Source organism: Shewanella sp. 0m-6 (assembly GCF_052977325.1).
Genome location: NZ_JBRIMD010000026.1, coordinates 14,449 through 38,449, shown reverse-complemented (window position 1 = coordinate 38,449; position 24,001 = coordinate 14,449). Strand labels below are relative to the sequence as shown.

18 protein-coding genes are annotated in these 24,001 nt (G+C 44.3%); 3 read left to right on the top strand and 15 right to left on the bottom strand.

Features of this window, described 5'->3' with window-relative positions:
- Positions 1 to 141: 141 nt before the first annotated feature.
- The 10 genes from ACVBJC_RS16730 to ACVBJC_RS16685 form a co-directional block, all read right to left on the bottom strand.
- Positions 142 to 1,020 carry a helix-turn-helix domain-containing protein gene (locus ACVBJC_RS16730; protein WP_447162047.1) on the bottom strand — a complete coding sequence of 293 codons (879 nt, stop codon included), beginning with the start codon at positions 1,018 to 1,020 and terminating at the stop codon, positions 142 to 144.
- Positions 1,021 to 1,270: 250 nt separating this feature from the next.
- Positions 1,271 to 3,301: a DNA topoisomerase III gene (locus ACVBJC_RS16725; RefSeq protein ID WP_447162046.1), complete on the bottom strand. Its 2,031-nt coding sequence runs from the start codon at positions 3,299 to 3,301 to the stop codon at positions 1,271 to 1,273.
- Between the two features lie 337 nt (positions 3,302 to 3,638).
- Entirely contained in the window at positions 3,639 to 5,153 is a 1,515-nt protein-coding gene (gene purF / locus ACVBJC_RS16720) for an amidophosphoribosyltransferase (RefSeq protein ID WP_447162045.1), read from the bottom strand.
- 98 nt (positions 5,154 to 5,251) lie between these two features.
- The gene (locus ACVBJC_RS16715; protein ID WP_447162044.1) at positions 5,252 to 5,740 is read right to left on the bottom strand and encodes a CvpA family protein; all 489 of its coding nucleotides are present in this window, start codon (positions 5,738 to 5,740) and stop codon (positions 5,252 to 5,254) included.
- A 115-nt stretch (positions 5,741 to 5,855) separates the two neighbouring features.
- Complete coding sequence (locus ACVBJC_RS16710; RefSeq protein ID WP_447162043.1) at positions 5,856 to 6,449, bottom strand: SPOR domain-containing protein; 594 nt, start codon at positions 6,447 to 6,449, stop codon at positions 5,856 to 5,858.
- Positions 6,442 to 7,734 (bottom strand): bifunctional tetrahydrofolate synthase/dihydrofolate synthase, encoded by a 1,293-nt coding sequence (folC, locus tag ACVBJC_RS16705; protein ID WP_447162042.1) that lies wholly within the window; start codon positions 7,732 to 7,734, stop codon positions 6,442 to 6,444. Before folC ends, ACVBJC_RS16710 begins: the two co-directional genes overlap by 8 nt.
- 75 nt (positions 7,735 to 7,809) lie before the next feature.
- Entirely contained in the window at positions 7,810 to 8,595 is a 786-nt protein-coding gene (gene truA / locus ACVBJC_RS16700) for a tRNA pseudouridine(38-40) synthase TruA (RefSeq protein WP_447162041.1), read from the bottom strand.
- Positions 8,596 to 8,759: 164 nt separating this feature from the next.
- Positions 8,760 to 11,783 (bottom strand): FimV/HubP family polar landmark protein, encoded by a 3,024-nt coding sequence (locus ACVBJC_RS16695; protein WP_447162040.1) that lies wholly within the window; start codon positions 11,781 to 11,783, stop codon positions 8,760 to 8,762.
- A gap of 179 nt (positions 11,784 to 11,962) precedes the next feature.
- Positions 11,963 to 12,979, bottom strand: coding sequence for an aspartate-semialdehyde dehydrogenase (locus ACVBJC_RS16690; RefSeq protein WP_447162039.1), 1,017 nt, complete (start codon positions 12,977 to 12,979; stop codon positions 11,963 to 11,965).
- A 2-nt stretch (positions 12,980 to 12,981) separates the two neighbouring features.
- Entirely contained in the window at positions 12,982 to 14,112 is a 1,131-nt protein-coding gene (locus ACVBJC_RS16685) for a 4-phosphoerythronate dehydrogenase (protein ID WP_447162074.1), read from the bottom strand.
- A gap of 321 nt (positions 14,113 to 14,433) precedes the next feature.
- Here ACVBJC_RS16685 and ACVBJC_RS16680 point away from each other — a divergent pair, with 321 nt between their 5' ends.
- On the top strand, positions 14,434 to 14,604 hold the full coding sequence (locus ACVBJC_RS16680; RefSeq protein WP_447162038.1) for a hypothetical protein: 171 nt from the start codon (positions 14,434 to 14,436) through the stop codon (positions 14,602 to 14,604).
- Between the two features lie 510 nt (positions 14,605 to 15,114).
- Here the strand turns inward: ACVBJC_RS16680 and ACVBJC_RS16675 are convergent.
- On the bottom strand, positions 15,115 to 16,044 hold the full coding sequence (locus ACVBJC_RS16675; protein ID WP_447162037.1) for an ornithine cyclodeaminase family protein: 930 nt from the start codon (positions 16,042 to 16,044) through the stop codon (positions 15,115 to 15,117).
- 1 nt (position 16,045) lies between these two features.
- Positions 16,046 to 17,212: a DSD1 family PLP-dependent enzyme gene (locus ACVBJC_RS16670; RefSeq protein WP_447162036.1), complete on the bottom strand. Its 1,167-nt coding sequence runs from the start codon at positions 17,210 to 17,212 to the stop codon at positions 16,046 to 16,048.
- Positions 17,213 to 17,358: 146 nt separating this feature from the next.
- Between ACVBJC_RS16670 and ACVBJC_RS16665 the strand changes: the two genes are divergently transcribed.
- Positions 17,359 to 18,282 carry a LysR substrate-binding domain-containing protein gene (locus ACVBJC_RS16665; protein ID WP_447162035.1) on the top strand — a complete coding sequence of 308 codons (924 nt, stop codon included), beginning with the start codon at positions 17,359 to 17,361 and terminating at the stop codon, positions 18,280 to 18,282.
- Between the two features lie 213 nt (positions 18,283 to 18,495).
- Here the strand turns inward: ACVBJC_RS16665 and fabB are convergent, their stop codons facing one another.
- Positions 18,496 to 19,707, bottom strand: coding sequence for a beta-ketoacyl-ACP synthase I (gene fabB / locus ACVBJC_RS16660; protein WP_447162034.1), 1,212 nt, complete (start codon positions 19,705 to 19,707; stop codon positions 18,496 to 18,498).
- 230 nt (positions 19,708 to 19,937) lie between these two features.
- On the opposite strand from fabB, the gene mnmC reads away from it, so the two are divergent.
- Positions 19,938 to 21,848, top strand: coding sequence for an FAD-dependent 5-carboxymethylaminomethyl-2-thiouridine(34) oxidoreductase MnmC (gene mnmC / locus ACVBJC_RS16655; protein WP_447162033.1), 1,911 nt, complete (start codon positions 19,938 to 19,940; stop codon positions 21,846 to 21,848).
- Positions 21,849 to 22,077: 229 nt separating this feature from the next.
- On the opposite strand, the gene ACVBJC_RS16650 is transcribed toward mnmC, so the two are convergent.
- Together ACVBJC_RS16650 and ACVBJC_RS16645 are read right to left on the bottom strand one after the other, a co-directional pair.
- Entirely contained in the window at positions 22,078 to 22,800 is a 723-nt protein-coding gene (locus tag ACVBJC_RS16650; RefSeq protein WP_447162032.1) for a DUF3313 family protein, read from the bottom strand.
- Positions 22,801 to 23,466: 666 nt separating this feature from the next.
- Entirely contained in the window at positions 23,467 to 23,991 is a 525-nt protein-coding gene (locus tag ACVBJC_RS16645; protein WP_447162031.1) for an RNA methyltransferase, read from the bottom strand.
- Positions 23,992 to 24,001: the final 10 nt, after the last annotated feature.

Genomic DNA, 24,001 nt, shown 5'->3' with positions numbered 1-24,001 from the left:
TTATTCGTTACTGCCATCAAAATTTTGAATCAAAATCTGTAGACCATTAAAAATAATAAAGAAGTTATTGAAACTGATTGAAACACGAACACTCTCAAGTTCGCTTACGAGAAAGTCGTAAAGCCTTCCTAAAAAATCACCTCAGCCACTCACCTTACGACGGAACTCTAACGGTGACATGGCAAATTCGCGCTGAAAAATATCGTAAAAACGGCTAACCGAGCCAAAACCTGCCTCTAGTGCAATATTAAGCACTGGGCTTTGGGTATCAATAAGTAGTGCTTGAGCGTGCTGTAGCCTAAGCTGATTAATGTATTGCTTAATCGACACTTTCATCACCCGATTAAATAACTTCATCGCATAGTTTTTATGCAAACCCGTTGAGCTTGAAACATTTTCAATTGTAATTTTTTGATCGTAGTTATCGGCAATATAACGCAACATGGTTTGAATATGGTTTAGGCCACCAAATACAGGTCTATCCTCACGTTTACTCACTTTATTGGCTAAATCAAAGGTGCTGTACTGCTCGATTGACATGCGACGAATGCGGCCACGGATCTCATTAATCACTTGGCTAGTCAACAGCGGCTCATTTCGCTTAATGTCGGTTTCCCAGATCTGTGTTAACTGCTTGTCACAAGCATATAAACTGTCAGACACAATGACCTCGCCATGCAGCAGCTGGCTAACAAAGGTGCTAGGCAGCATCCAAGTGAGAAAAGATTGTAAAGGGATATAGATGTTAACCAACTCGCCTTCTCCGCGAGAAGCGGTCATTTGGTGGGGAAATGACGCCCAAAAGATAATCATACGTCCCTCTGGGACAGTGATTTCTTGGCCGTTAATTAAATAGTCAGCAGAACAATCAAACAGGTAATTAATTTCGATGTGGCCATGCCAATGGCTGTGCTCCATCACAGCAGGCTGTTTACGGTGAAAGCCAAACTGCGTATCTTGCGCCTGCACCGTTAAGGGGCTCGCCTCATTAAAAGCAATTTTTTCAACCCAATCAAACATCTGCCTAACCTCATGACCACTGTTAAAAGCCAAGCTAACCCATAGGTCTTAGTTACACAATTGAAAGTTACTAAACAAGATATCAAGCTGATGATTTAGGAATACAGTTTAAACAAATAGTTTAGGAATATGGCTTGGGAATAAGTAAGTTATAACTTGCTTTAACCTTATTCCAATCTGCTTAGCTTTGCGCCACTCCATACTTAAGTACAATGCTTCAAAAGAGTCGACGCCCTCAATAAAGCCTCTATCACTTACTAGTAGGGGCTCTCTTACTCGTACTTGTTTTTTTAGTCGGCGTTTTTCTAACGGCAGATGATTTAGATGTAGCAGCCTTTTTTGCGCTATAACGACGTTTTTTAAAGCCGTTATCCGGCGACTGAACCCCTTGTAAAGAAGTCGGTAACTGTGAGCCCGCTTGCTCAATCAAGCCTTGTAAGGAGCTCACTAAGGGATCCATAAAATTCTGATACTTGGCTTCTTTACGACTAATGGCATCGAGGTTGTTTTCCCACAGCGCGGTCATATCAGGCGTTGTCGCGCTTTGCGGTAAGCTGTTAATTAAGCCTTTGCCCACCTCGGTAGCCAAAATGGATTTACCTTGGCGGGTTAGATAATTGCGCTTAAAAAGTAGCTCTATTATGCCAGCACGCGTCGCTTCAGTGCCTAAGCCGTCGGTGTCTTTTAAGATTTTCCGGATTTCATTATCGGTGACATAGCGGCTGATCCCCGTCATTGCCCCCAGTAAAGTCGCATCGGTAAAATGCTTTGGGGCTTGGGTGTTTTTTTCTAATAACTCGCCACGCTCGCACAGCAGAACTTGGCCCTTTTTAAGCGCTGGGATATTGGCAAGATGATCGCCATCTTCAGTCTGCGATTTATCACTCGAGCTTCCGCTATCTTGTTTCTGATTGGCAGATTGCTTAAGTAACTGCTTCCAGCCTAGCGCAGCTTCCTGTTTGGCCTTGGTTTTAAATAAGCCACCGGCAATGATGATCTCAACTTGAGTCTCTTTATACAAATAAGTCGGATAAAACTGCATCAAGTACTGACGCGCAACTTGCAAATACAACTGTTTCTCAGCCTGGTTAAGGCTAGATAGATTGGCCGTTTTTTCGGTTGGCACAATCGCATGGTGGGCATCAACTTTTTTGTCGTTCCACGCCTTTGATTTGAGCTTGGCATTTGGCTCATCACAGCCAGACAATAGCTCACTCGCACCACTTAATACTGCGCGAATAACACTCGGCGCTAATCCATGTTGCTCAACAGGCAGATAGCGGCTGTCAGAGCGTGGATAGGTGATAAGCTTATGTTTTTCATATAACGACTGGCAGGTATCGAGCACTGACTTTGCGCTCATACCAAAGCGTTTAGCCGCATCAATCTGTAGCGCCGATAAACTATAAGGCAAGGGAGCATTTTGCTTCTTGTCTTGAGCTATCACCTTTTCTACCAAGGCACTTTGGCCGTTGATACGCCCGACAACGTTTTGCGCCAAACCTTTTGCCAGTACCCGTCCCTCTTCATCCATATAGGGCTGACACGCTTCACTCGGTTGCCATTTTGCACTGAATCGATCTTGGTTATCGGTCGCTAAATGCGCTAACACTTCATAAAAGGGCTTAGACACAAACTCAGCAATTTCAACATCACGGCGTACCACAAGCCCAAGTACCGGCGTTTGTACCCGTCCCACTGACAGCACACCTTGGTAACCCACTTTTCGGCCTTGGATTGTATAGGCTCGGGTCATATTCATGCCATAGAGCCAATCGGCGCGAGAACGCGCTAGCGCTGAAGTTGATAGGGGAATAAACTCACGGTTTGAACGCAATTGCCCCAGCGCTCTTGTTACCGCTTGAGGATTTAAATCGCTGATCAATAAACGCTGAGCTTGTTGTAACTTTGCGCCTTTAACACCTAAGTGCGCGATAATTTCATCGACTAATAGCTGTCCTTCTCTATCAGGGTCGCCCGCGTTAACTAACTGAGTCGCCTCTTTAACAAGCCCACGTAGCACAGCTATTTGGCCGCGCATCTTAGCTTTAGGTTTCATCTTCCAGTTATCAGGCACGATAGGCAGATGCTCAAATTTCCATGACTTGTATTCAGGTGAATATGCGTCTGGCTCAGCTTGCTCTAACAAGTGGCCGACGCACCAAGAGACACAATCACCATTGGCTGCGCGAATAAATCCGTCACCTTTCTTTAAAGGCTTAGGCAACACATCGGCAATGGCTCTTCCAAGGCTGGGTTTTTCGGCAATATATAAGATCATCTGCGAGACTAGGATTACTGTATAAATTAACAGTAACTGTACCTTGAAGCTGTAAGCGGTGCAAACGAAACTCTTAAAGCAGAGTGTATTAATCGTTCAAAACCATTCATTTGCTCAAAGAGTGTTACACTTTTTGAGAACGGCTCTCATTAAGCGTTTTAATTTCAATTGTCATTTTAAGGGTTAACGTTGTGCTTATCCCCATCAGGAGCTGTCACACTCTCAGACATGGACATGGACATGAGCATGAGCATAGACATCGTCTATCATCGTTATCAATTAAGGCTGAAAACAAAAAAGCCGAGCGGTTGCTCGGCTTTTTTATATCGCATCTAGCTTAAGGATGACAAACGTTATGCATCTCTAAATTAGTGCCAATATCTTTACTACGATTTGCCTTAGCATCATCGTTACGCAACTGCGTGATGTAATCTAAGTATTCTTGATTTACATCGTTAGTCACATACTTACCGTCAAATACTGACGTTTCAAAACGCTTAATTGAAGGGTTTTGTTGACGTACAGCTTCAATCAAATCTGGTAATGATTGGAAGATCATCCCGTCAGCACCAATCAGCGCATTGATCTCTTCAACATCACGACCGTGAGCAATCAATTCATTTGTGGTTGGCATATCGATGCCGTACACGTTAGGGAAACGAATTTCAGGTGCTGCTGAGGCGAAGTAGACCTTTTTCGCGCCGGCGTCACGTGCCATCTCGATGATCTGTTCTGAAGTGGTACCACGAACAATTGAGTCATCAACTAATAATACGTTCTTGCCTTTAAACTCGGCATTTATCGCGTTAAGTTTACGGCGCACAGACTTCTTACGCTCTTGTTGCCCAGGCATGATAAAGGTACGGCCGATATAGCGGTTCTTAACAAAACCTTGGCGGTAAGGCAGATCCATATGACGCGCGATTTCAAGTGCGATATCGCATGACGTCTCAGGAATGGGGATCACGACATCGATATCATGATCTTCCCACTCTTTGTTAATCTTCTCACCCAGCATGGTTCCCATATTGACACGGCTGCTATAAACAGAAATGTTATCAATCGTAGAGTCTGGACGAGCAAAATAAACGAATTCGAAAATACAAGGAGAGTAGCTTGGCGAGTGGGCACACTGGCGGGTATAAAGCTCACCATCAAGAGTGATGTATACCGCTTCACCCGGTGCGACATCACGCATGACCTCAAAGCCTACTGCGTCTAATGCCACGCTTTCAGAGGCAACCATGTATTCAGTACCCGTTGGTGTTTCATGCTTACCTAGCACTAACGGACGAATACCAAATGGATCTCTAAATGCCACTAAACCTTGGCCAATAATCATGGCAACAACCGCATAAGCCCCACGAGTCAGCTCATGCACCTTAGTCACAGCGTTAAACACTTCCTCAGCGTTAAGATCGTCTGTAGTGGTTTGCTGCAGTTCATCGGCGAGTAAGTTAAGTAACACTTCTGAATCTGAAGTGGTATTAACATGACGGCGCTGCTTCAATAAACGCTCATGCAGCTCAACCGTATTGGTCAAGTTACCATTGTGCGCTAATGAAATACCAAATGGAGAGTTAACATAAAACGGCTGAGCTTCAGAAGCACTCGAGCTTCCTGCCGTTGGGTAACGAACGTGACCGATGCCAGCATTACCTTGCAGGCGCTGCATATGCTTTGGTTCAAAAACGTCTTTCACCAAACCATTCGCTTTACGTAATCTAAACGCACTTCCATCGACGGTCACAATGCCAGCAGCATCCTGTCCACGATGCTGGAGCACAGTCAGTGCATCATAAATGGTTTGATTAACCGATGACTGGCCAACTATTCCGACAATACCACACATGGGTAAGCTTCCTCATTGTAAGATGTTCTATTATTTAATATTTTTGCTTTATGTGAGTATAAATACTCACATAAAGCCAAGTAATGCTTTAGTGCATTTTATATTTTGGGTACAAAGCTTGAGGTGTTTTCCACGTAGTCAAAGAACCACTGGATCACAACTCCAAATTCGGGCACGAGTGTAGAATCTTGCCACCAATCTGTGTTGGGTGCTCCGGTAAAAGCATCCATAAAAAACAGTAACGCGCTCACGATTAATGCGCCTCTTAGCGCACCAAAACATAAGCCGAGCACTCTATCTGTGCCTGACAATCCGGTTTTAGAAACCAATTGGCCAATTAGGTAGTTAACGAGAGCACCAAGGATGAGCGTTGATACGAACAGAATGGCTATCGCCACGCCATTTCGAACCATTTCATCTTGCATCTGAGTCAGATGCGTAGCGAGTTTGAGGTAAAACTGGCTGGCAATAAAAAAAGCAGCAAACCAAACGACAAGAGACATGGCCTCTTTTACAAAACCACGGACCAAACTAATCAGAGTTGATAGTCCGATAACAATAATGATGGCGTAATCAATCCAAACCATTTAAGAGGTAATCCAGCATAGGGTTTAAGACGGCGCGATTCTATCAGAGACAGAGTTATTTCTCACGCTTTCACGGCGAAATAACTTTTTCTCAAACAAAGACAATCACGATTTATTATTTCTCGACGGGGTTATAAGCAACCACTCGGCCTTTTAACTGCGTCAGCTTTTCGATATCACGCTGCATACGGTTAAGCTTATCTTTTGACACATTAGGCCCAACGAACACTTTGGTTAATTGGCCATCTATGGGTTTAGTCGGCAACGTGTAGGCGGTAAACCCTTTATCGCGAAGACGGTTAACCAGCCCTTTCACGTTAGCTGCATTGTTAAAACTGCCCAACTGAATCGTCCAAGCAGCCTTAGGCTTTTCTGTACTGTTAGACTCTAGCTTAGGCGTTGTTTTAACCTGTGCTGTTGCCTTAGCTACAACCGCTTTGACCGGTTCGTCCTCCTCAGCAATGTGCCAAGAAGCGTCGCCGGATGATCCCGTATCTTGCGCTGCTTGCTGAGTGTTCTGACCCAAATCGACCGTTTCGATATTCTGCTCCGGCAAGTGACTCTCTTGGATCTCGGGTCTAAGGGGAATTTCAGCAAACTGCTCTTCTTCGCGCTGTTTTTTACCGTCCAAAATATCGGGTAAAAATATCACCCCTAATGCCACAATCACAATGACACCCACAAGACGGTTTTGAAATTGACTAGACAAGACTTTCTCCCTTAAACAAATCTTTAAAACCTGCAACAGTGTAAAATGAGCCAAATACAATTACCACATCTTCACTCTGCAATTGCGCTCGAAGCGCATTCCAGGCCAGACTCATGTTGGTAAACGTTGAAGCTTGTACTTGTATCTGTGCAGGCAGGCAGGCTTTCAAGTTTGCAGCAGTAGCTCCCCGCGGCACAGACAGATCACACAGGAACCACTGATCAACATCTGCTGATAGTTCCTGTAACACCGAGCGCACATCCTTGTCTTTTAACATGCCACATAGCGCAATTAACCGCCCCTTGGGCATGGCAGCTAAACGTGAGCTTAAATAACGTGCCGCATGGGGGTTATGTGCGACATCAACAATCACTCGTGGTGAATCGTTGAGCTGCTCTAATCGTCCTGCAAGTTGGGTCTCTCCCACTGCTTTAGCAATCGTATCAGCTGACATAGTTGGACAAAGATGCTCAAGTACCGCAATAACCGTGGCCGCATTGGGCTGAGGTAAAAATGGCAGTGGTAACTTGGTTAAATCGAAATGCTGACCTTGATAATGCCAATCGTGGTCGCTGCATTGGTAACTGAAATCCTCATTAACCCGATACACTATGGCACCGATATGATTAGCCACTTCGATAAGAGAAGCCGGACAGTCAGGTTCACCCACGATTGCTGGGCGGTTTGCTCTGAATATACCCGCTTTTTCTGCACCCACGAGCTCTCTCGTATCACCGAGGTACTCTTGATGATCTAAATCGATTGAGGTCACTACCGCAATATCGGCATCGATGATGTTCGTGGCGTCGAGTCGACCGCCCAAACCAACTTCAAGCAATATCACGTCTAACTTGGCGGCCTTAAAAAGATAAAGGCCTGCAAGTGTTGCATATTCAAAGAAGGTTAATGAGATCTCAGCGCGGGCGGTTTCTATCGCTTCAAATGCATTAACCAGCGCAGCATCTGTCGCATCAAGGCCATTGATCCGCACGCGTTCATTATAATTAAGCAGATGAGGAGAGCTGTATACGCCCACGGTTTTTCCTGACAACTGCAATGCAGCTTCAATCATGGCGCAGGTGGTGCCCTTGCCATTCGTGCCTGCCACAGTGACGACCTTGGTCTCACCTAAATCGGTTAAGCCCATGCGTTTGGCAACCTGCGACACACGCCCAAGGCCCATATCAATCTCGGTTGGATGAATCGCTAATAAAAAGTCTAACCAGTTACTCAACGCAGCACCTGACTTGGGTGCCACCGGCTTTAATGTGTCTTGTTCAATCACAAACTTTTATCCATTTAAAACGTATAAGGCCCAGACCTTCACCGTTAAGATTGTCCTTAACCCCATAAATAATGCTTAGTCCAACATAAATAATGGGCCAAGTGCCAACTTAGGTAATTGATAGCTTTCAGGGTAAGTGACATCGACTAAATACAGACCATTAGGTTTAGCTGTTGCCGCCGCTTTATTTCTGTCTTTAAGTGCTAACAGTTGCTCAATCCACTCCATGGGTTGATTACCTAAGCCCACCTCTAATAGCGAGCCGACAATGTTACGCACCATGTGATGCAGGAATGCATTCGCCTTGATATCAACACAGATATACATGCCTTGACGGCTAACGTTGACCTCATGCACACAGCGAAACGGCGTGTTAGACTGACATTGCACGGCTCTAAAGCTGGTAAAATCTTGTTCGCCAAGTAGATACTGCGCCGCTTGGTGCATTTTGGCTTCATCGATATTACCAGGATAATGGCTCACACCACTGCGCAAAATACCTGGGCGAAGTTGGTGATTATAAATCATGTAACGGTAACGTCTTGCCGTTGCAGTAAAACGTGCATGAAATTCATCATCAACGACTTTTACCCAACGCACGGCAATATTGTCAGGTAGGTTTACATTCACGCCAAGTGTCCAAGCGGTATCTTTACGCACGGCATTGGTTTCAAAGTGCACCACTTGCCCGGTGGCATGAACCCCTGCGTCAGTACGGCCCGCACATTGCACCGCTATAGGCTCATTAGCAACGATTGAAAGCGCTTTTTCTAGCCGCTCTTGAACAGTATCCACTTCGGCCTGACGTTGCCATCCGAAATATTGACTACCATCGTACTCTATACCTAGCGCAACCCGCATCCCACACCTCTATAACTCGGTTAAACTGCTATTCGACCGCCCACTGTGTTTTAGCGAACTGATCGGATAAACGAAATCTTTTAATAGGCGGCGATTCTAACATACTCGAAGCAAACGATAAGTATAAAAAAGGCGCCAAAGGCGCCGTTTTTTATTGCGGTGGTTTACACCAACTCGTTAAGTAACCCCATGGCTTCAGCCTGTTGTCGGTCATTGCCATCAAGCTCAACTTCTTTTAGCAGTGCTCGTGCACTATCATTGTCATCGATTTCGATGTAAGCCCGGGCTAGATCTAACTTGGCATTAACCGAGTTTTCTTCATCATCGACATCAACCATAGGTGAGTTACCCATTAGAGAGTCTAACTCGCCCATGTCGACATCCAATTCTTTATAAAGATCGGTATCACCGCTATCTTCATCGGCCTCGCTTAGAAGCATATCAATATCGATAAAACCATTATCTTTTTGGAAAGTGGTTAAGTCGTGCATCGCGACGGCACTTTTTGCTGAAGACTTTTCGCCTAAATCTTTATCACCTAGCTTATTAACATCTAGTTCATTATCATCTAGCTCTTTAACGCCAAGTTCCTCAGCATCGAGCGCTGCCAATGCTTCATCAACGGTCATCTTAGAGTCGTCAAGTGAGAATGCGTCATCATCTTCAGTGAGATCAAGATTTTGATCTTGTGAATCGCCTTCGGCGGCCAAACGACTCAATAGCTCATCATCAGATAGTTGGGCGGACGCTGAAAGCGCTAGGGCTTCGTCAGCGGCATCGCTTTGATTAGCAATACTTTCCCAATCTAACGTGTTTGCCTCTGTCTTTTTGTCACCTTTAAGATCATCGAAGAAGCCGCTTTCTTTTTCGCTCTTTACTACTGCGGTTTCTAGTTCAGATACAAGATCGGATTTAATATCAGTTATAACGTCAGGCTCAACGTCAACTTCAGGCAAAGTAAACTCAAGCATATCGTCTGCTTTGCTTTCAGATACTTTCCTTTCAGATGCTTTAGTAACCGCGGTATCAGCATCTGCATCAAGGTTATCGCTATCTGACTTAAGTGCAGCCAAGCCCATCCCAACAGTGCTTTGCGCGCTTGAATTTAGTCCATCAATATCAAAACCCGTTAAGTCAAAATCTAGACTATTTGAGTCCTTTGCCGTTTTCGTCAGCTCTTCAGACTGCTCAAGTTCAACGTCAGGCGCTAATGCTAGCTCTTCATCTAAATCAAGCTTAACATTTGCAGTTTGCTCTAGCTCTGACGGCGCTTCGAGATCTGCAAGCAAGGCATTAAGTTCACTGTCAAGCTCACTTTCAGGTTTCTCTTGGTCTGCATCGTCTGTGGCGGTTAAATCTAATTCTGCAGCAATTTCAAATCCAAGCTCTAGTTCTGCCGCCATCTCATCAGAAAGTGCATCGATATCAGGGATCTCATTGCTATCCTCTTGAGATCCATCATCGCCTTCAAGCTCTGCTAACAATGAATCTAGATCATCCTCTACCTCAGTATCAGTATTGAAAACGGGCTCAGTCTGCAGATTTGAACTATCAAAACCTGCAAGCAAAGCGTCAATGTCATCTTCAGCCGCAGTATCGGTCACAGTATTAGCATTAACTTCGGCATCAAAAGCAAAGTCTTCTTTCGTATCAAGTGCGTTGTCATCAACACTTTCACCAAAGCTTGCCAGTAATGCATCTAAATCATCTTCCGCGCTGTCAGCTGCAGTGCCTGTTTTACTTGCAGATTGAGATGAAGATTGGATTTCATCATTTGCGTTATCACTATTAAAACCTGCTAGCAGAGCATCGAGATCATCATCGCTGCTGTTTGTGGCTGGCTGTTCAAAACTGTCTTCTGCAGGTACATCAAAGCCCGCAAGCAGTGAATCGAGATCGTCTTCATCAGATGATTTGGAATCGCTAATATCTGAAGAAGTGGTATTTAAATCATTAGTAGTTGCAGTGCTGTTGAATGCATCAAACTCATCAGTGTCTGTTAGATCTTGCTCCCCCATCGCCTCAGCCCATAAATCATCTAATGATTGGCCTTCGTCTTGGGAGTCTTCAACGATAATATCTTGCTCTTCGGCAAGTGCCGCCTGCACGGTAGTCGCGGCCACGGCCCCTGTTAATGGGTCGATATTAGACGCATCATCTGTATCGAGATGAACAGCTAAACCTTCGGCATCATCAGACTTATCTTCTAAAATCGCCCCTTCTGGTGCTGCACTTATAGGCTTTTCAGCAGCGTTTGCATCTTGGTTCTGTTGCTCTTCAGCGTTAGCGTCATTTCTGCGTCTAATAAACAACCAAAATAGCACCACAACAAGCAATGCCGGTAAAACGCCACCTAACACCAATAACAGAGGATTATCCATTATGGTTCGCCATAGATCTGACGCTGGCTCTTGCTTTGGCACACTAAATGCTGCGAGTTGTTGCTGTTTAAGTTGTACTTCTTGATTTAGCGCTTCATTTTCAGATTTGGAGTCTTGCAGCGCTTGTTTTAATAAAGCGTTTTCTTCTTTAAGCTGATTTATTTCATCTTGAAATGCTGCCGTATCAGACGAACCAACAACAATCTCATCGCTCGCTCGTGCTAACTCATCGGTTAGTTCTAGATTTTTAGCTTGAATCGCTTCCATCTGCCTAATTAAGGCTTCAACCTCGGCCGATAAATCTGCAATTAATGGGTTAGACTTCACAGAAACCGGTGTTTTAGCGACCACGCTCGGTTGAGGGCTTTCTATCTTTGCAGCCACCGTTTTTGGCGCAATGCTAGGTTTAGCCCCTGATGGTGACCACTTTCGATCGTTACGTTCGGCGCGAGCCTTAGCATCTGCTTGAGAGGTTTGCTGTATCACAGCTTTATTTGGCACCAGCAAAATCATGCCGCGCTCTAAACTGTTATAGTTTTTGCTAGAAAAAGCATGAGGGTTGGCGTCATATAACGCTGACATAACCTGGTAAACAGTAACGCTATTGTCTGGCTTAACCGCCTGAGCGATACTCCAAAAAGTATCTTGCGAGGTTGTTGGACCATATTGACGAATGCTTTGCTTTACTTGGCCATCTGGCCCTGTAATTTTTAATGGCTCAGCAGCAACTGAATTAATCGAAGGGGCAGCAATAGCCACTATCCCCGTGGCTATTAAGCCGACAAGATGCGAAGTGCGAAAGTTCATCAATCCTTCCCTTTAAAGCACGCTGGTGTCACCACCCTGGTGACGAGCTTTAGGCAATTGTATTTATTAAGATTACTATAAACTAGAATCCGCTGCCCTGCTACTGTTCACATCTTTAAAACATAAAAAGCCCGCATTGTGCGGGCTTTTTATTCAGCAAAGCATCGTTAATCTAAAAATTAATAATAATCTCTAATCAATACTTCAGCGATTTGAACACTGTTAAGTGCCGCACCTTTACGGATGTTATCTGATACAACCCAAAGGTTTATACCGTTTTCATGAGAGATATCTTTTCTCACTCGGCCAACATAAACAGGATCGGTTCCAGCACCTTCGGTGATGGCTGTTGGATACTCATCATCGGTATCAAATAGTTCAACACCTTCTGCACCACGTAATACCGATTTAACATCTTCGGCGTCAGCAGGTTGTAGTGTTTCTAAATGAATCGCTTCAGAGTGACCGTAAAATACCGGAACGCGAACAGCCGTTGGGTTTACAACGATGTTGTCATCACCAAATATCTTTTGCGTTTCCCACACCATTTTCATCTCTTCTTTGGTGTAGCCGTTGTCCATAAACTTATCAATTTGTGGCAATACGTTAAACGCAATTTGCTTCGAGTAAGTCTTTGGTTCAACCGGTAAACCTTGTAGCAGCTTCGCGCACTGACCTGCCAACTCTTCAATAGCTTGCTTGCCTGAACCCGACACAGACTGATAGGTCGCCACGTTAATACGTGAAATACCGAATGCATCATAGATAGGTTTTAGTGCAACCAACATCTGAATCGTTGAACAGTTCGGGTTGGCGATGATGTTACGATTTCTAAAGTCTGCAATCGCTTCAGGGTTTACTTCTGGGATCACCAATGGCACGTCGATGTCATATCTGAAGTGAGAGGTGTTATCAATAACAACACAGCCGTTTTCAGCAGCGATAGGCGCCCACTTAGCTGAAACGTCACCACCTGCAGAAAAGAAACCAATCTGAGCCTGTGACCAGTCAAAGGTGTCAACGTCTAAAATTTCGACCTGTTTACCGTGGAAGCTGACCGTATTACCGGCGCTGCGACTGCTGGCTAATGGAAATAAATTAGCAACCGGAAAGTTACGCTCTTCTAGGATCTCAATCATTGTTTGACCCACTGCGCCCGATGCACCTAATACGACAACATTAAATTCCTGCGACATAATTACAGCTCGACTCCTGAAAACCCTAAATTGGATAACCAATTTACATTAGTTTGCCCCGTATTGCCTACCTTTAATGCACTAAATTCACGGCGATGGGTGTGATTTTTTCTCATATGATCGAACCCTTGCTGATTTAAAAACTGTTTTCTAAATAATTGGTCATCATCGCGCAAATCGTATACAAATCTCGCAAGCTGTAACAAGGCTCTTTCATCATCAATTTGCTGCACAATAACCTGCTCACTCCAAAGCGGCGGTAATAATGATTCCATCTGCTTATCAGCGCTAATTTGCAGCACCTGGGCTAACTTTTGATACAGCATAAAAGTGCCGCGCGCTTTACCCTCTAAGGAATAACCCGCAATATGCGGCGTACAAAATTCAACATAGGGCACCAGCTCAGGCATAGGGTTAGGCTCCCCTTCCCATACATCGAGCACCACTTTTACGTCATCACGTTGTTGCTTGAACTTGATTAAAGCACGATTATCGATCACTTCACCGCGGCAACAGTTAATCAGCCAGGTATTTTCACGCAAGCTATTTAAGCGTGCCGCGTCGAACAAGTACCAGGTCTTGTGCTCGCCATTTTGAGTAATAGGTACATGCAAGCTAATCACATCACACTTTTCAATGAGTGTATCTAAGGTCACAAAATCACGGGGATCACCGCTTTGCTCTAGCAATGGGTCATTAAGTAACACTTCTATCCCATAAGCATTAAGACATTTCGCTACCGCGGTTCCAGTATTACCGGCGCCGACAATACCCACCACTTTACCTTTTAGTGGGCTATTAAAGCGCTGCGCCAACTCAAGCATGGCGATAAAGGCGAACTCCCCTACTGCTGTTGCATTACAGCCCGGTGCATTAGAAAAAGGAATGTTGCGACTGGCAAGGTAATCCAAATCGATATGATCTGTGCCTATGGTGGCGCTACCAACAAATTTAAGTTGGTTATTCTGAGCTAACAATGCTTGGTTAACCTTAGTCACTGAACGGACAAGTAACACATCGGCATCGTTAACTTGCTCAGGCGTTAACTCCCTGCCGTTTACGGTTTCAATCGTGCCCAAATCACCAAATAACTGCTGAACATAAGGCATATTTTCATCGGCAAGGATCTTCATCGTGGTTCCTAAAAGTGTGCAGAATGTGTATGGGATGTATTCTAACAAGATGGCAGATCCAATAGAAACAACGGATTGAAAATATGCCCATTTAACCAACTCAAGATAACGAACAGGCAAACTCTTAAGTACAATATTTTTCATATTGACTACGTACCTAATGAGTTGTTCAGCAAAGCTGACAAATGCTAGGTTAATCAATGGCAAAAATATTAAATTACTAACTAGTTTTTAAGCGAAAACGTTACTAGTGAAATTAGTGGCGTGCACGCTAAGTCATTGGTTAGATAACGACTGATTAGATAACTAAGGAATAATTGAATGATTAATGGATTAAGAAACCGGTGGAATGATGTTGCCGAAAAAGAGAAAACAGGGCTCATGACATTAGCGGTGTTCTTTATTGGAGTATTAGTTTTAGCCGCCGGAATTAAAATTAGCTCAGCTATTGGGACGTTGATTTTGCAGCATGATGAGGTTCCCCCTCATTAAATTATCCATCGCCTTCTAACAAGCGCCGCGAATTATTACGCTATATGGGAACAGGGCAACAACGTGCTAATACGCCCCACCTTTGTCGAGTGTTAAAGGTACATGTAAGTACCAGTTTTTTTTCAGAAAGGTATCCTCAATGAGAACCAGTTTATTATCAACGCCTAGCAGATATTATTGGGCATCCCTCCTCATGTTTTTAGGTTTGATTTATAACGTGATAGAACAGGATCTGTTTGGTTCTGCAGTCTTTTTACTCTTATCAGTCATATTTTTATCTAAAGGCTTAGTCAAAAGTAAAGCATCATCAAATAATGCAGTTTAAGTAACCCCATACCCCGTCACTTTTGACTATCGAGTGTTGCTTGGAGCTGTTGTAAAGAGCATATTAGCAATTTGAACTTCAACATTTATAGCCAATAAAAAAACCAGCAGTTCTGGGCTGCTGGTTCTTTGCGCATTTATCACAGTTTATGTTTTACTAGCTTCTAGTACTTAACTAAACCCTAGTTAATTACTTAGCTCTTCATTCAGTTCTAGCAGTTTAGCAGCAACAAATAAGTCTTGAATAGCGATGCCTGAACTATCAAAAATAGTAATCTCATCATGATTAGAGCGCCCTACGGATTGGCATGTTATGACGTGACCTATCTCTGTCACTGGTACATTTTCTGCGTGCTGAAATTCACCAATCACCTGCGACTGCGCTCGGTAGTCACAAAATAACCTTGCGTCTTGATAAAGCTCCACTGGTAACTCCTGCTTGCCGACTTTATCAGCCCCCATGGCTGAAATATGAGTGCCCGTTTTAACCCAGCGAGCCTTAAATAACGGCGCAGTGGCTGTGGTTGCGGTTACGATAATATCTGCATGTTCACAGGCATATTGAGCGCTTGCCACTTCGCAATCAGCTTGTAAGCCACTGTCTATCAGTCGTTTAACGAACTGTTCACAACGATGTTTATCACGGCCAACCACTAACACCTTTGTGATATCACGTACTTCTGCGATGGCTAATACTTCGTATTCAGCTTGATGCCCAGTACCAAAGACAGTCAACACGCTAGCATCTTCTCTTGCTAGGTAATTCACAGCAACTGCATCGGCCGCCGCGGTGCGGTAGGCATTAACTTGTGTTGCTGCAACCACAGCAACAAGTTCACCGGTTTCAGCGCTTAACAGAAATACATTGGTGCCATGGCACGGCATACTCTTAACTTGATTACCTGGCCAGTAACTACCAGTTTTCCAGCCCACCAGCGATTTTGTAGAAGCTGATTTTAATGAAAACATTGAGTCCGTTTGTGGGCCTGATGCGTTAACCACTGGAAACAGTGTTGCTTCATCCGTAGTCGCTGCGATAAACGCTTCTTTTACAGCAGAATAAGCCAGTTGATGGGTGACCAATTTTGCGGTTTGCGCTTCATTTAAATATTGCATGTTACCAGCCTTGAATTCGGTTCCAGATTTCGTATGTATCGCTTCGCGTATCAAACACATAGTAGTGCTGATGCATAGATGCTGTGGCGCAGGCATGATTAGGTAAGATATGTAATCGGCAGCCGACGGGGAAATCTTCAAGCTTAATGAGGTCATTACCTACTGTGCCAATGATGCCGTGTTCTTGATTAACAGAGATAACCTGCAGACCTTCAAGCAATGTACCATTGACTTCACAGACCAAGCCATATCCACAATCTTTGGGTTGACCCGCTGTACCACGATCAGCTGACAGTGCCATCCAGCCTGCATCAATGAACAACCAGCCCTTTTCTTTGTTATGGCCAATAACCGTTGTTACCACGCTAGCTGCAATATCGTTTAATTTACAAACCCCGATCCCAGCCATGACTAAATCGAAGAAACCATAAACGCCAGCTCTCACTTCGGTGATCCCGGTTAGGTCTTGATAGCTGTGAGCGGTAGGCGTTGAACCAATACTAACGATATCGCATGGAATTGCTGCGGCGCGAAGGTTATTGGCCGCTTTTAGCGTCATGTTAACTTCGTTGCTGGCAGCTTCTGCTAGAGACTTTTCATCGAAGCAAAGATAGGACTCCCCCGCATGAGCTAACACACCGTGAAAGCTTGCAGCTCCTTGATGGAGCAGGTTGGCGATTTCAATTAACGTAGGATCATCTGGGTGAATGCCACCTCTATGTCCATCACAGTCAACTTCGATTAATGCTGGAATGACACACGAATGCTGCTCACAATAGCGATTAACAAACTTCGCTTGTTCTATTGTGTCGAGTAGCACTCTTACCTCGGTCCCTCTAGCAATAAGGTGAGCGATCCTTGGTAATTTGGCCTCAGATATACCGACGGCATAAACAATATTGGTATAGCCCTCAGCTGCCAGTGCCTCAGCTTCCTTTACCGTTGATACAGTAATGGCTGAACTGTTTTGCGGCAATAAGTCATTAACCGCTTCAAGTGCTCTAACGGTTTTAAAGTGCGGCCGTAATTCAGCCCCCAAACCTTCAGTCTTATCGCGTAATCGCGCTAAGTTTTTAAGCACGACCTGTTTATCAACCAGCATGAATGGCGTATCGAGAGTCTGATACTTGATCAATAATTGTGGATTTAGAATTTCATTACGTAACATGCTAATTTTCCTAATCTATCAAATAATTCATTTGTGGATATGATGCACGTGAGCGCCATCAAACCAGCAAGTAGAACAAGAGTATCCAAGAAGTACGTTTTGTTTTACATTAATACTTATTAAGATATAGATTAGGTTCAAACCAAATGATCACCACTGAAGATCTCAGGTTCATTACAGCAATTGCTAGTCACAGAACGCTAGCAGATGCCGCGCGAGCCTTAAATATCACCCCACCTTCGGTGACCCTACGACTGCAACATATTGAAAAAAAACTGTCGATTAAACTTATTCAGCGGCCGTCTCGAATCGTGAGCCTTACCGAAGAAGGGCAACTTTTACTGGATAAAGGCCTGAAAATTCTACGCGGACTCGATGAGTTACAAGAGCAGCTCGATGAACTAAAGGAACATGTGTGCGGCAAGCTCAAGGTGTTAGCCCCACTAGGGTTTGGTAATGACTATATCGCCCCATTGCTTGGGGAGTATAAAGTTAAACACCCTCAATTAGATATCGAGCTTGAGTTGTCCGATAACCCGAATTGGTCGAGTCACCATAAATGGGACGTCATCATCTATATAGGTGCGCTCAATGATTCTTCATTAAAAATGATTACACTAGCAACTAATCAGAGGTTTATCTGCGCCGCTCCAACATACCTCCAACAAATGGGCACACCGAAGGTCCCTCAAGAACTACTCAATCATAGGAGCATCGCTCTAAGGGAGAATAACGAAGATGTCACCTTGTGGCCCTTCACCAAACTTGCCGACGGCAAACATGATAATGCCAAAGTTGAAATGATTAGGATCACCCCAACACTTGCAAGCAACGAGGGGCGTGTCATTAAAGATTGGGCTATTGCAGGACTTGGCATCATTATGCGTTCTGAATGGGATGTGCAGCCGCAGATAAACAGCGGTGAACTGGTGCGCATATTGCCGGAATATTCATTACCCAACGCGAATATTGTTGCACTATTAAGTAGCCCAGAAAAGGAGCGTTCTGCACGCATATCAGGATTTATTCAACTATTAAAACAGAGGCTTAACCCGCCCCCCTGGAAGTAATCATCCCCGATGCTGGACTGAGTTCAAAGTTTGAATAACGTTTGTATAGAGCAGTGAAAGGCTGATTGACGATTAAAGTGAGCTTACGCTCGCACTGATGAGTCATTGTCAGTGCTGATTGTGAGCATTAGTTGCATAGCAGAAAACAAAAAAGGAAGTCTAGATACTATCTAGGCTTCCTTTTTCAATCTTTGAATAATGTGTCAGTATTGTTTATTTGTACTTACGCATTACCAAGGTTGCGTTTGTACCACCAAAACCAAAGCTATTGCTCATCACGGTATTGAGCTCTTTCTTAGTCATTTCGGTCACAATTGGCATGCCTGCAGCTTTTTCATCGACATTATCGATGTTGATGCTTGGCGCGATGAAACTGCTTTCCATCATGATCAAGCTGTAAATCGCTTCGTGCGCACCTGCAGCGCCTAGTGCATGACCAGTCAGAGACTTAGTCGATGCGATGGCTGGCAAGTTATCACCAAAGGTTTCACGTAGTGCTTCAAGCTCACGCATATCACCCACTGGTGTTGATGTGCCATGAGTGTTGATGTAATCGATTGGCGTATCTACATCGGCAAGCGCCATCTGCATACAACGAACCGCACCTTCACCTGATGGCGCAACCATGTCATAGCCGTCTGATGACGCGCCATAACCGATGATTTCAGCGTAGATTTTAGCGCCACGAGCCAATGCGTGCTCTAGCTCTTCAACAACGACGATACCGCCGCCACCAGAGATAACAAAACCATCACGGTCTGCATCATAGGTACGAGATGCTTTCGTTGGCTCATCGTTATATTTAGTTGATAGTGCGCCCATAGCATCAAAACCCATGGTTAGCGTCCAATCGACTTCTTCAGCACCACCAGCAAACACCATATCTTGCTTACCCATTTGGATAAGTTCAGCCGCGTGGCCGATACAGTGTGCACTCGTTGCACAAGCAGAACTGATTGAGTAGTTCATGCCTTTAATCTTAAATGGCGTTGCCAAACATGCGCTGGCAGTGCTCGACATGATACGCGGCACAATATACGGGCCAACGCGCTTAACGCCTTTTTCACGTAACGTGTCTGCTGCTTGAACCTGGTTTGCTGAAGATGCGCCGCCCGTGCCTACGATAATACCGACACGTGGGTCTGAATACTGCTCTTCAACTAAACCAGCATCTTTAATCGCTTCTTGCATTGCGATGTGTGCATAGGCTGCTGCATTACCCATAAAGCGAAGTGCTTTACGGTCAATATGTTCTGATGGGTCAATCTTAATGTCGCCCCAAACATGACTACGCAGCTTCATTTCTTCAAACTGATCTGAGTGGGTAATACCACTACGACCCGCTTTTAATGATTCAGTGACTTCTTGCTTGTTGTTACCGATACTTGAGACAACGCCAAGTCCGGTGATCACGACTCTTTTCATTATTAACTTTCCATTTTGTACATCTAGTACCAATTTTGCTGCACCAATGGTATCGCTTTTCATCCATTTAAGTGGTCAGCTTTCCATAAAGAACACAAAAATAATGCTCATTATGAGACCTTACGTATAATCTTTGCCAAAATATGCCCATAAGAATGTACAATTTCAGCAAGTAAAACCGATTATAAAGCATATTTATGAGTGCTTAATTTAACATTAAAGACGTAACCATGACAGTAAGTAAAATTCTTCAGCAAATTATTGATAGTAAAAATACTCAGCAAATAGTGATTGCGCAGTTAGGTTTAGGCTCTCTAGTAAACCTTAAGCAGCTCATCATTGAGCAGTCTCAACTTATAACCAAGCGCAGAGTCACGCTGAAAATTTTTAGTCATATTGACTCAAACTTACACGCTTTTATCTCTAAACTCGGATTAGCAGAACAGCTTAGCTCAAACCCAACCCTGCGCGTAATTTTAGTGGCTATAGAAGGCTGTCAGCGAATGATTGTCAATGATGGCAAGCTGTATATTGATTTTCACTTTGGAAGTTACACTCAACAATTACAACAGTTGCCGAGTGCCAGTACGGGGGTGATTGATGGCTGGTACATGGCAGGCAATGTAGCGCTAGAGCAATTGGATGTGGCACTTTTCTGGCAGATAGCAAAATTAACCCATAATGACAGCCTATTTTGCCTCGATAACTCATTTGCGCCAGCAGCTCAGCAGCAGATCCAAAACCTTGCAGAGCAAGTCGGTTTATATAGTGAGTTGCCACTAAGCTATGATGACATTACTTTTCAAGAACGCGCTGCGATGCGCTCACAGAGCCGACAATTACAAGCCCCCTATCCAGTCTGTTCAGCCGCTTTAATGACTCAAGAAAACGATAATGGTATCGCCATTATTGGCGGCGGCGTAGCCAGTGCAAGCTTGGCATTATCGCTTGCTGAGCGAGGCCAGCAAATTTCTCTGTTTTGTGAGGACTCGGCACTCGCTCAAGCCGCCTCTGGTAACAAGCAAGGTGCGCTATATCCCTTACTGACGCCAGATAACAACACCTTAAGCCAATATTTTCAGCAGGCTTACCTGTTTAGCTTACAGAGGCTGAAAACACTCGCCGCCCAAGAACACAAAATCGATTTTGACCTGTGCGGCGTGGTGCATACCGGTCATGATGAGCGAAGCCGTAAGCGTGTGGCTAAAATTATTGACAGTCATAATTGGGACGAGCAGATAGCAAAGAGCATTACCGCTGAGCAAGCATCTGCAATCGCAGGCGTAAAGATTGATGATGGCGGGATCTTCTACCCACAAGGTGGCTGGGTGTCGCCGCAAGATTTTACTCAAGCCGCCTTTAACCAAGCGCAAAAGATTGCCAATGCGTCACTGCAGCTTAACACCCAGATCACCGACATTCATTTTAAAGACGAGGCTTGGTACCTTAGAAGCGACAAACACCTCTTTGGTCCTTTTAGCGCGCTAGTCATTGCAAATGGCAAATCGCTGACACAGTTTCCTCAAACCCAACATTTACAGGCAACTGGCTTTAGGGGACAGGTGAGCCACGCGCCCTCTCGCACTAAGCTGTCAAAGCTCAGCGCAGTACTTTGCGCCCACGGCTATATGACACCAAGTAACAATTCTTTGCATTGCTTAGGCGCCAGTTACGTTAAAAATGCGCAGCATTTAAGTTATTGTCCGACTGAACAGCTTGAAAACTTACAAAAAATCCAGCATAGCTATATCGGCCAAGATTGGGTTGATGATATAGATATATCAGCCCATAGCGCCCGTGTTGGTGTCCGTATGGTGACTCGAGATCATGCCCCTATGATGGGACCTGTTCCAGATTTAGATGCTATCTTAGCGCTATATCAACAGCATCAACTTTCGCCAGAAAGCCGCAAGTTTTGGCAAACTCATCCAGCGCCAATTCATAAAAACCTATATGTTCTCGGTGGCCTAGGCTCACGCGGGTTAAGTTCAGGCCCCTTAGCTGCCGAGGCACTAGCGGCACAAATTTGTAATGAGCCGATGCCGCTTAGTTTGGATTTTGTGTCACTGTTAAATCCAAATCGCATGTGGATGAGAAAACTACTTAAGGGTAAAGCATTAGACATCGGCGGTGATAGTTAACACTAAGCCACTAAGATCAGTAGTTTGACCCATAGTCCATAGTGATTTCACAATGCTTGATTTCGTCAGATGTGATCATCAAAGTATCAACCTAAAGCTGGTAACTAAAGCAGATAACTAGAGCTGGTAACTAAAAGTTGACGGCATAAATGCCGGCCTACAAATAAAGCATCTAAGCGGCTACCTAAAGGTAATGGCTTAGATGCTTCCACTATGCCGAAAAGTCGGATTATTCAGCACCCGCTTCTAATAAGGCATTCTTAAAATCATTCACCCAACGGCGGTAAACGGTTTTGACATCCCCCCAGTTAAACACTTTCGTATTTTGACTCCACTGATTAAACCCCTCGCCTCTATCAGCAGCCTTAGCAAGCACCTCACCGGTTTCACCATCTTTAATCACTGCCAATAACATCATAGAGCCTGAGTTTTCAGTATAGGTTCTTCCCATTGAATTAAAGCTTCGGCGACTTGACTCTATGGGTGCACTCAAACGAATATCGGTTACAGCGGCTTGGATCACTAAGGTGTTTGGACCTTTAATATTTACCAGCTCAAATGGTTGCTCATTATTAAAGACTTCTTTAACCGTGATCTGAAATTGCTCTGACATTTTATCGAGCGCCTCTAGCGGCAGCTCATAGGTCGCATTTAAGCCCTCGGCTCTTTTATCAATTCTTGGTGGCTTGTAATCAGCAGGATGATCATTGGTGACTTGAACGGGTTCAAAATAAAGTTTGGTATATTTACCCCAGTTAACATCTGGTCGAACATAAGAGAGAGCCAACCTTGAATGATCGACTCTTACAAGTCCCTCTTTAGTCCTTTCTGCATCTGGGCCCTGTTGAAGCGTTGCGGGCCCTGAGCTACAGGCTACTCCCCCGAGCAAACACACAAAAAGAGTCGCGTTTAAAATTAGGTTTCGCTTGGTTAGTATTTTCTTTGTAGCCATTTTACATTCATTCCTTAATGTTATCCCCATTTGATTAAGCAGCTATTGTGCCTATCAGTATAAAAGCGATTTGCTCGCTCAATAGAACATGGTTAAAAACCTTAAAGGAGTCAATAAATCAAGCAAGACATTTACCTATTTCGTCCCAATGAAAAAGGCATTGCATGTAATACCAATCAGTATAAAGATTTGGTCGCTCAGCGAGAGTATAGCGGCACTGAGATAAGGTCATTAAATGCTCCTCGATAACTGCTCCTGCGTTACTCTACCGCCTATATCCATATAGTCGTGCATTAATGACATTCACCACATCTGACCTTCAGGGATGGAGGAAATGTCTTATGTATGTCGGGAACATACAAGACCATGTGGTTTGCAACGAGTGAAGCGCATAGTCATTCTACGTTTAAGCTCCCTCTTGTTCCATAAGAGTCACAGTATCAGAGCCGCTAAAACTCACCATTCTGGTGCGTTTTTGGCTGCCTACTTCTGCGTTCAACAACTTCACAAGCGAGCAACCATTCTTTCAGTTATTCGCCTTGAATTAGTTTGCCAAAAACGTTCTGAGTAGATCAACGTCTTATACTGATTGGTATAAGTTGCCAGAGGCTAAAAACAATAAAGCCACTATAAAAGTGGCTTCAAAGTATAAAAGAGCAACAAAAGTTAACGTTTTACCCTAACTCGATTGTTAGTATCGCGGCTACTTCTGATCAGCTCATCACTGGCAATTGATGAAGACTTTGACAAGCGGTCATAAAGCAGAACGTTTACTGATGCCGCTAAATTCATGCAACCTACCGTCGGTACGTAAACCACAGCATCAGCGTTGTTGATGACTTGCTGACTAATGGTGCCATCTTCAGGGCCAAAAATGTAAATCGCTTTCTCTGGATGCTCAAACTCAGGTAATGGAATAGCACCTTCGACCAGATCGACACACACCACTTTTACATCGGATTCAATTGCATCCAGTAAGGATTCAACTTTGCTCAGTGGAATTGAGCTGCTTGCACGCTTAGTGTCGGTATTGTATTGAGCACTACCATTACTGGCTGCTAGCTCATAGCGCTTACCAGTATAAAAAACCGCATCGGCACTGTAACACCCAACCGCACGCATAATGCCACCGACATTGGTCGGGCTTTTGGGGTTCACAAGGCCAATTGCAACGAAACTAATCTTACTCATAAAAGCGTAA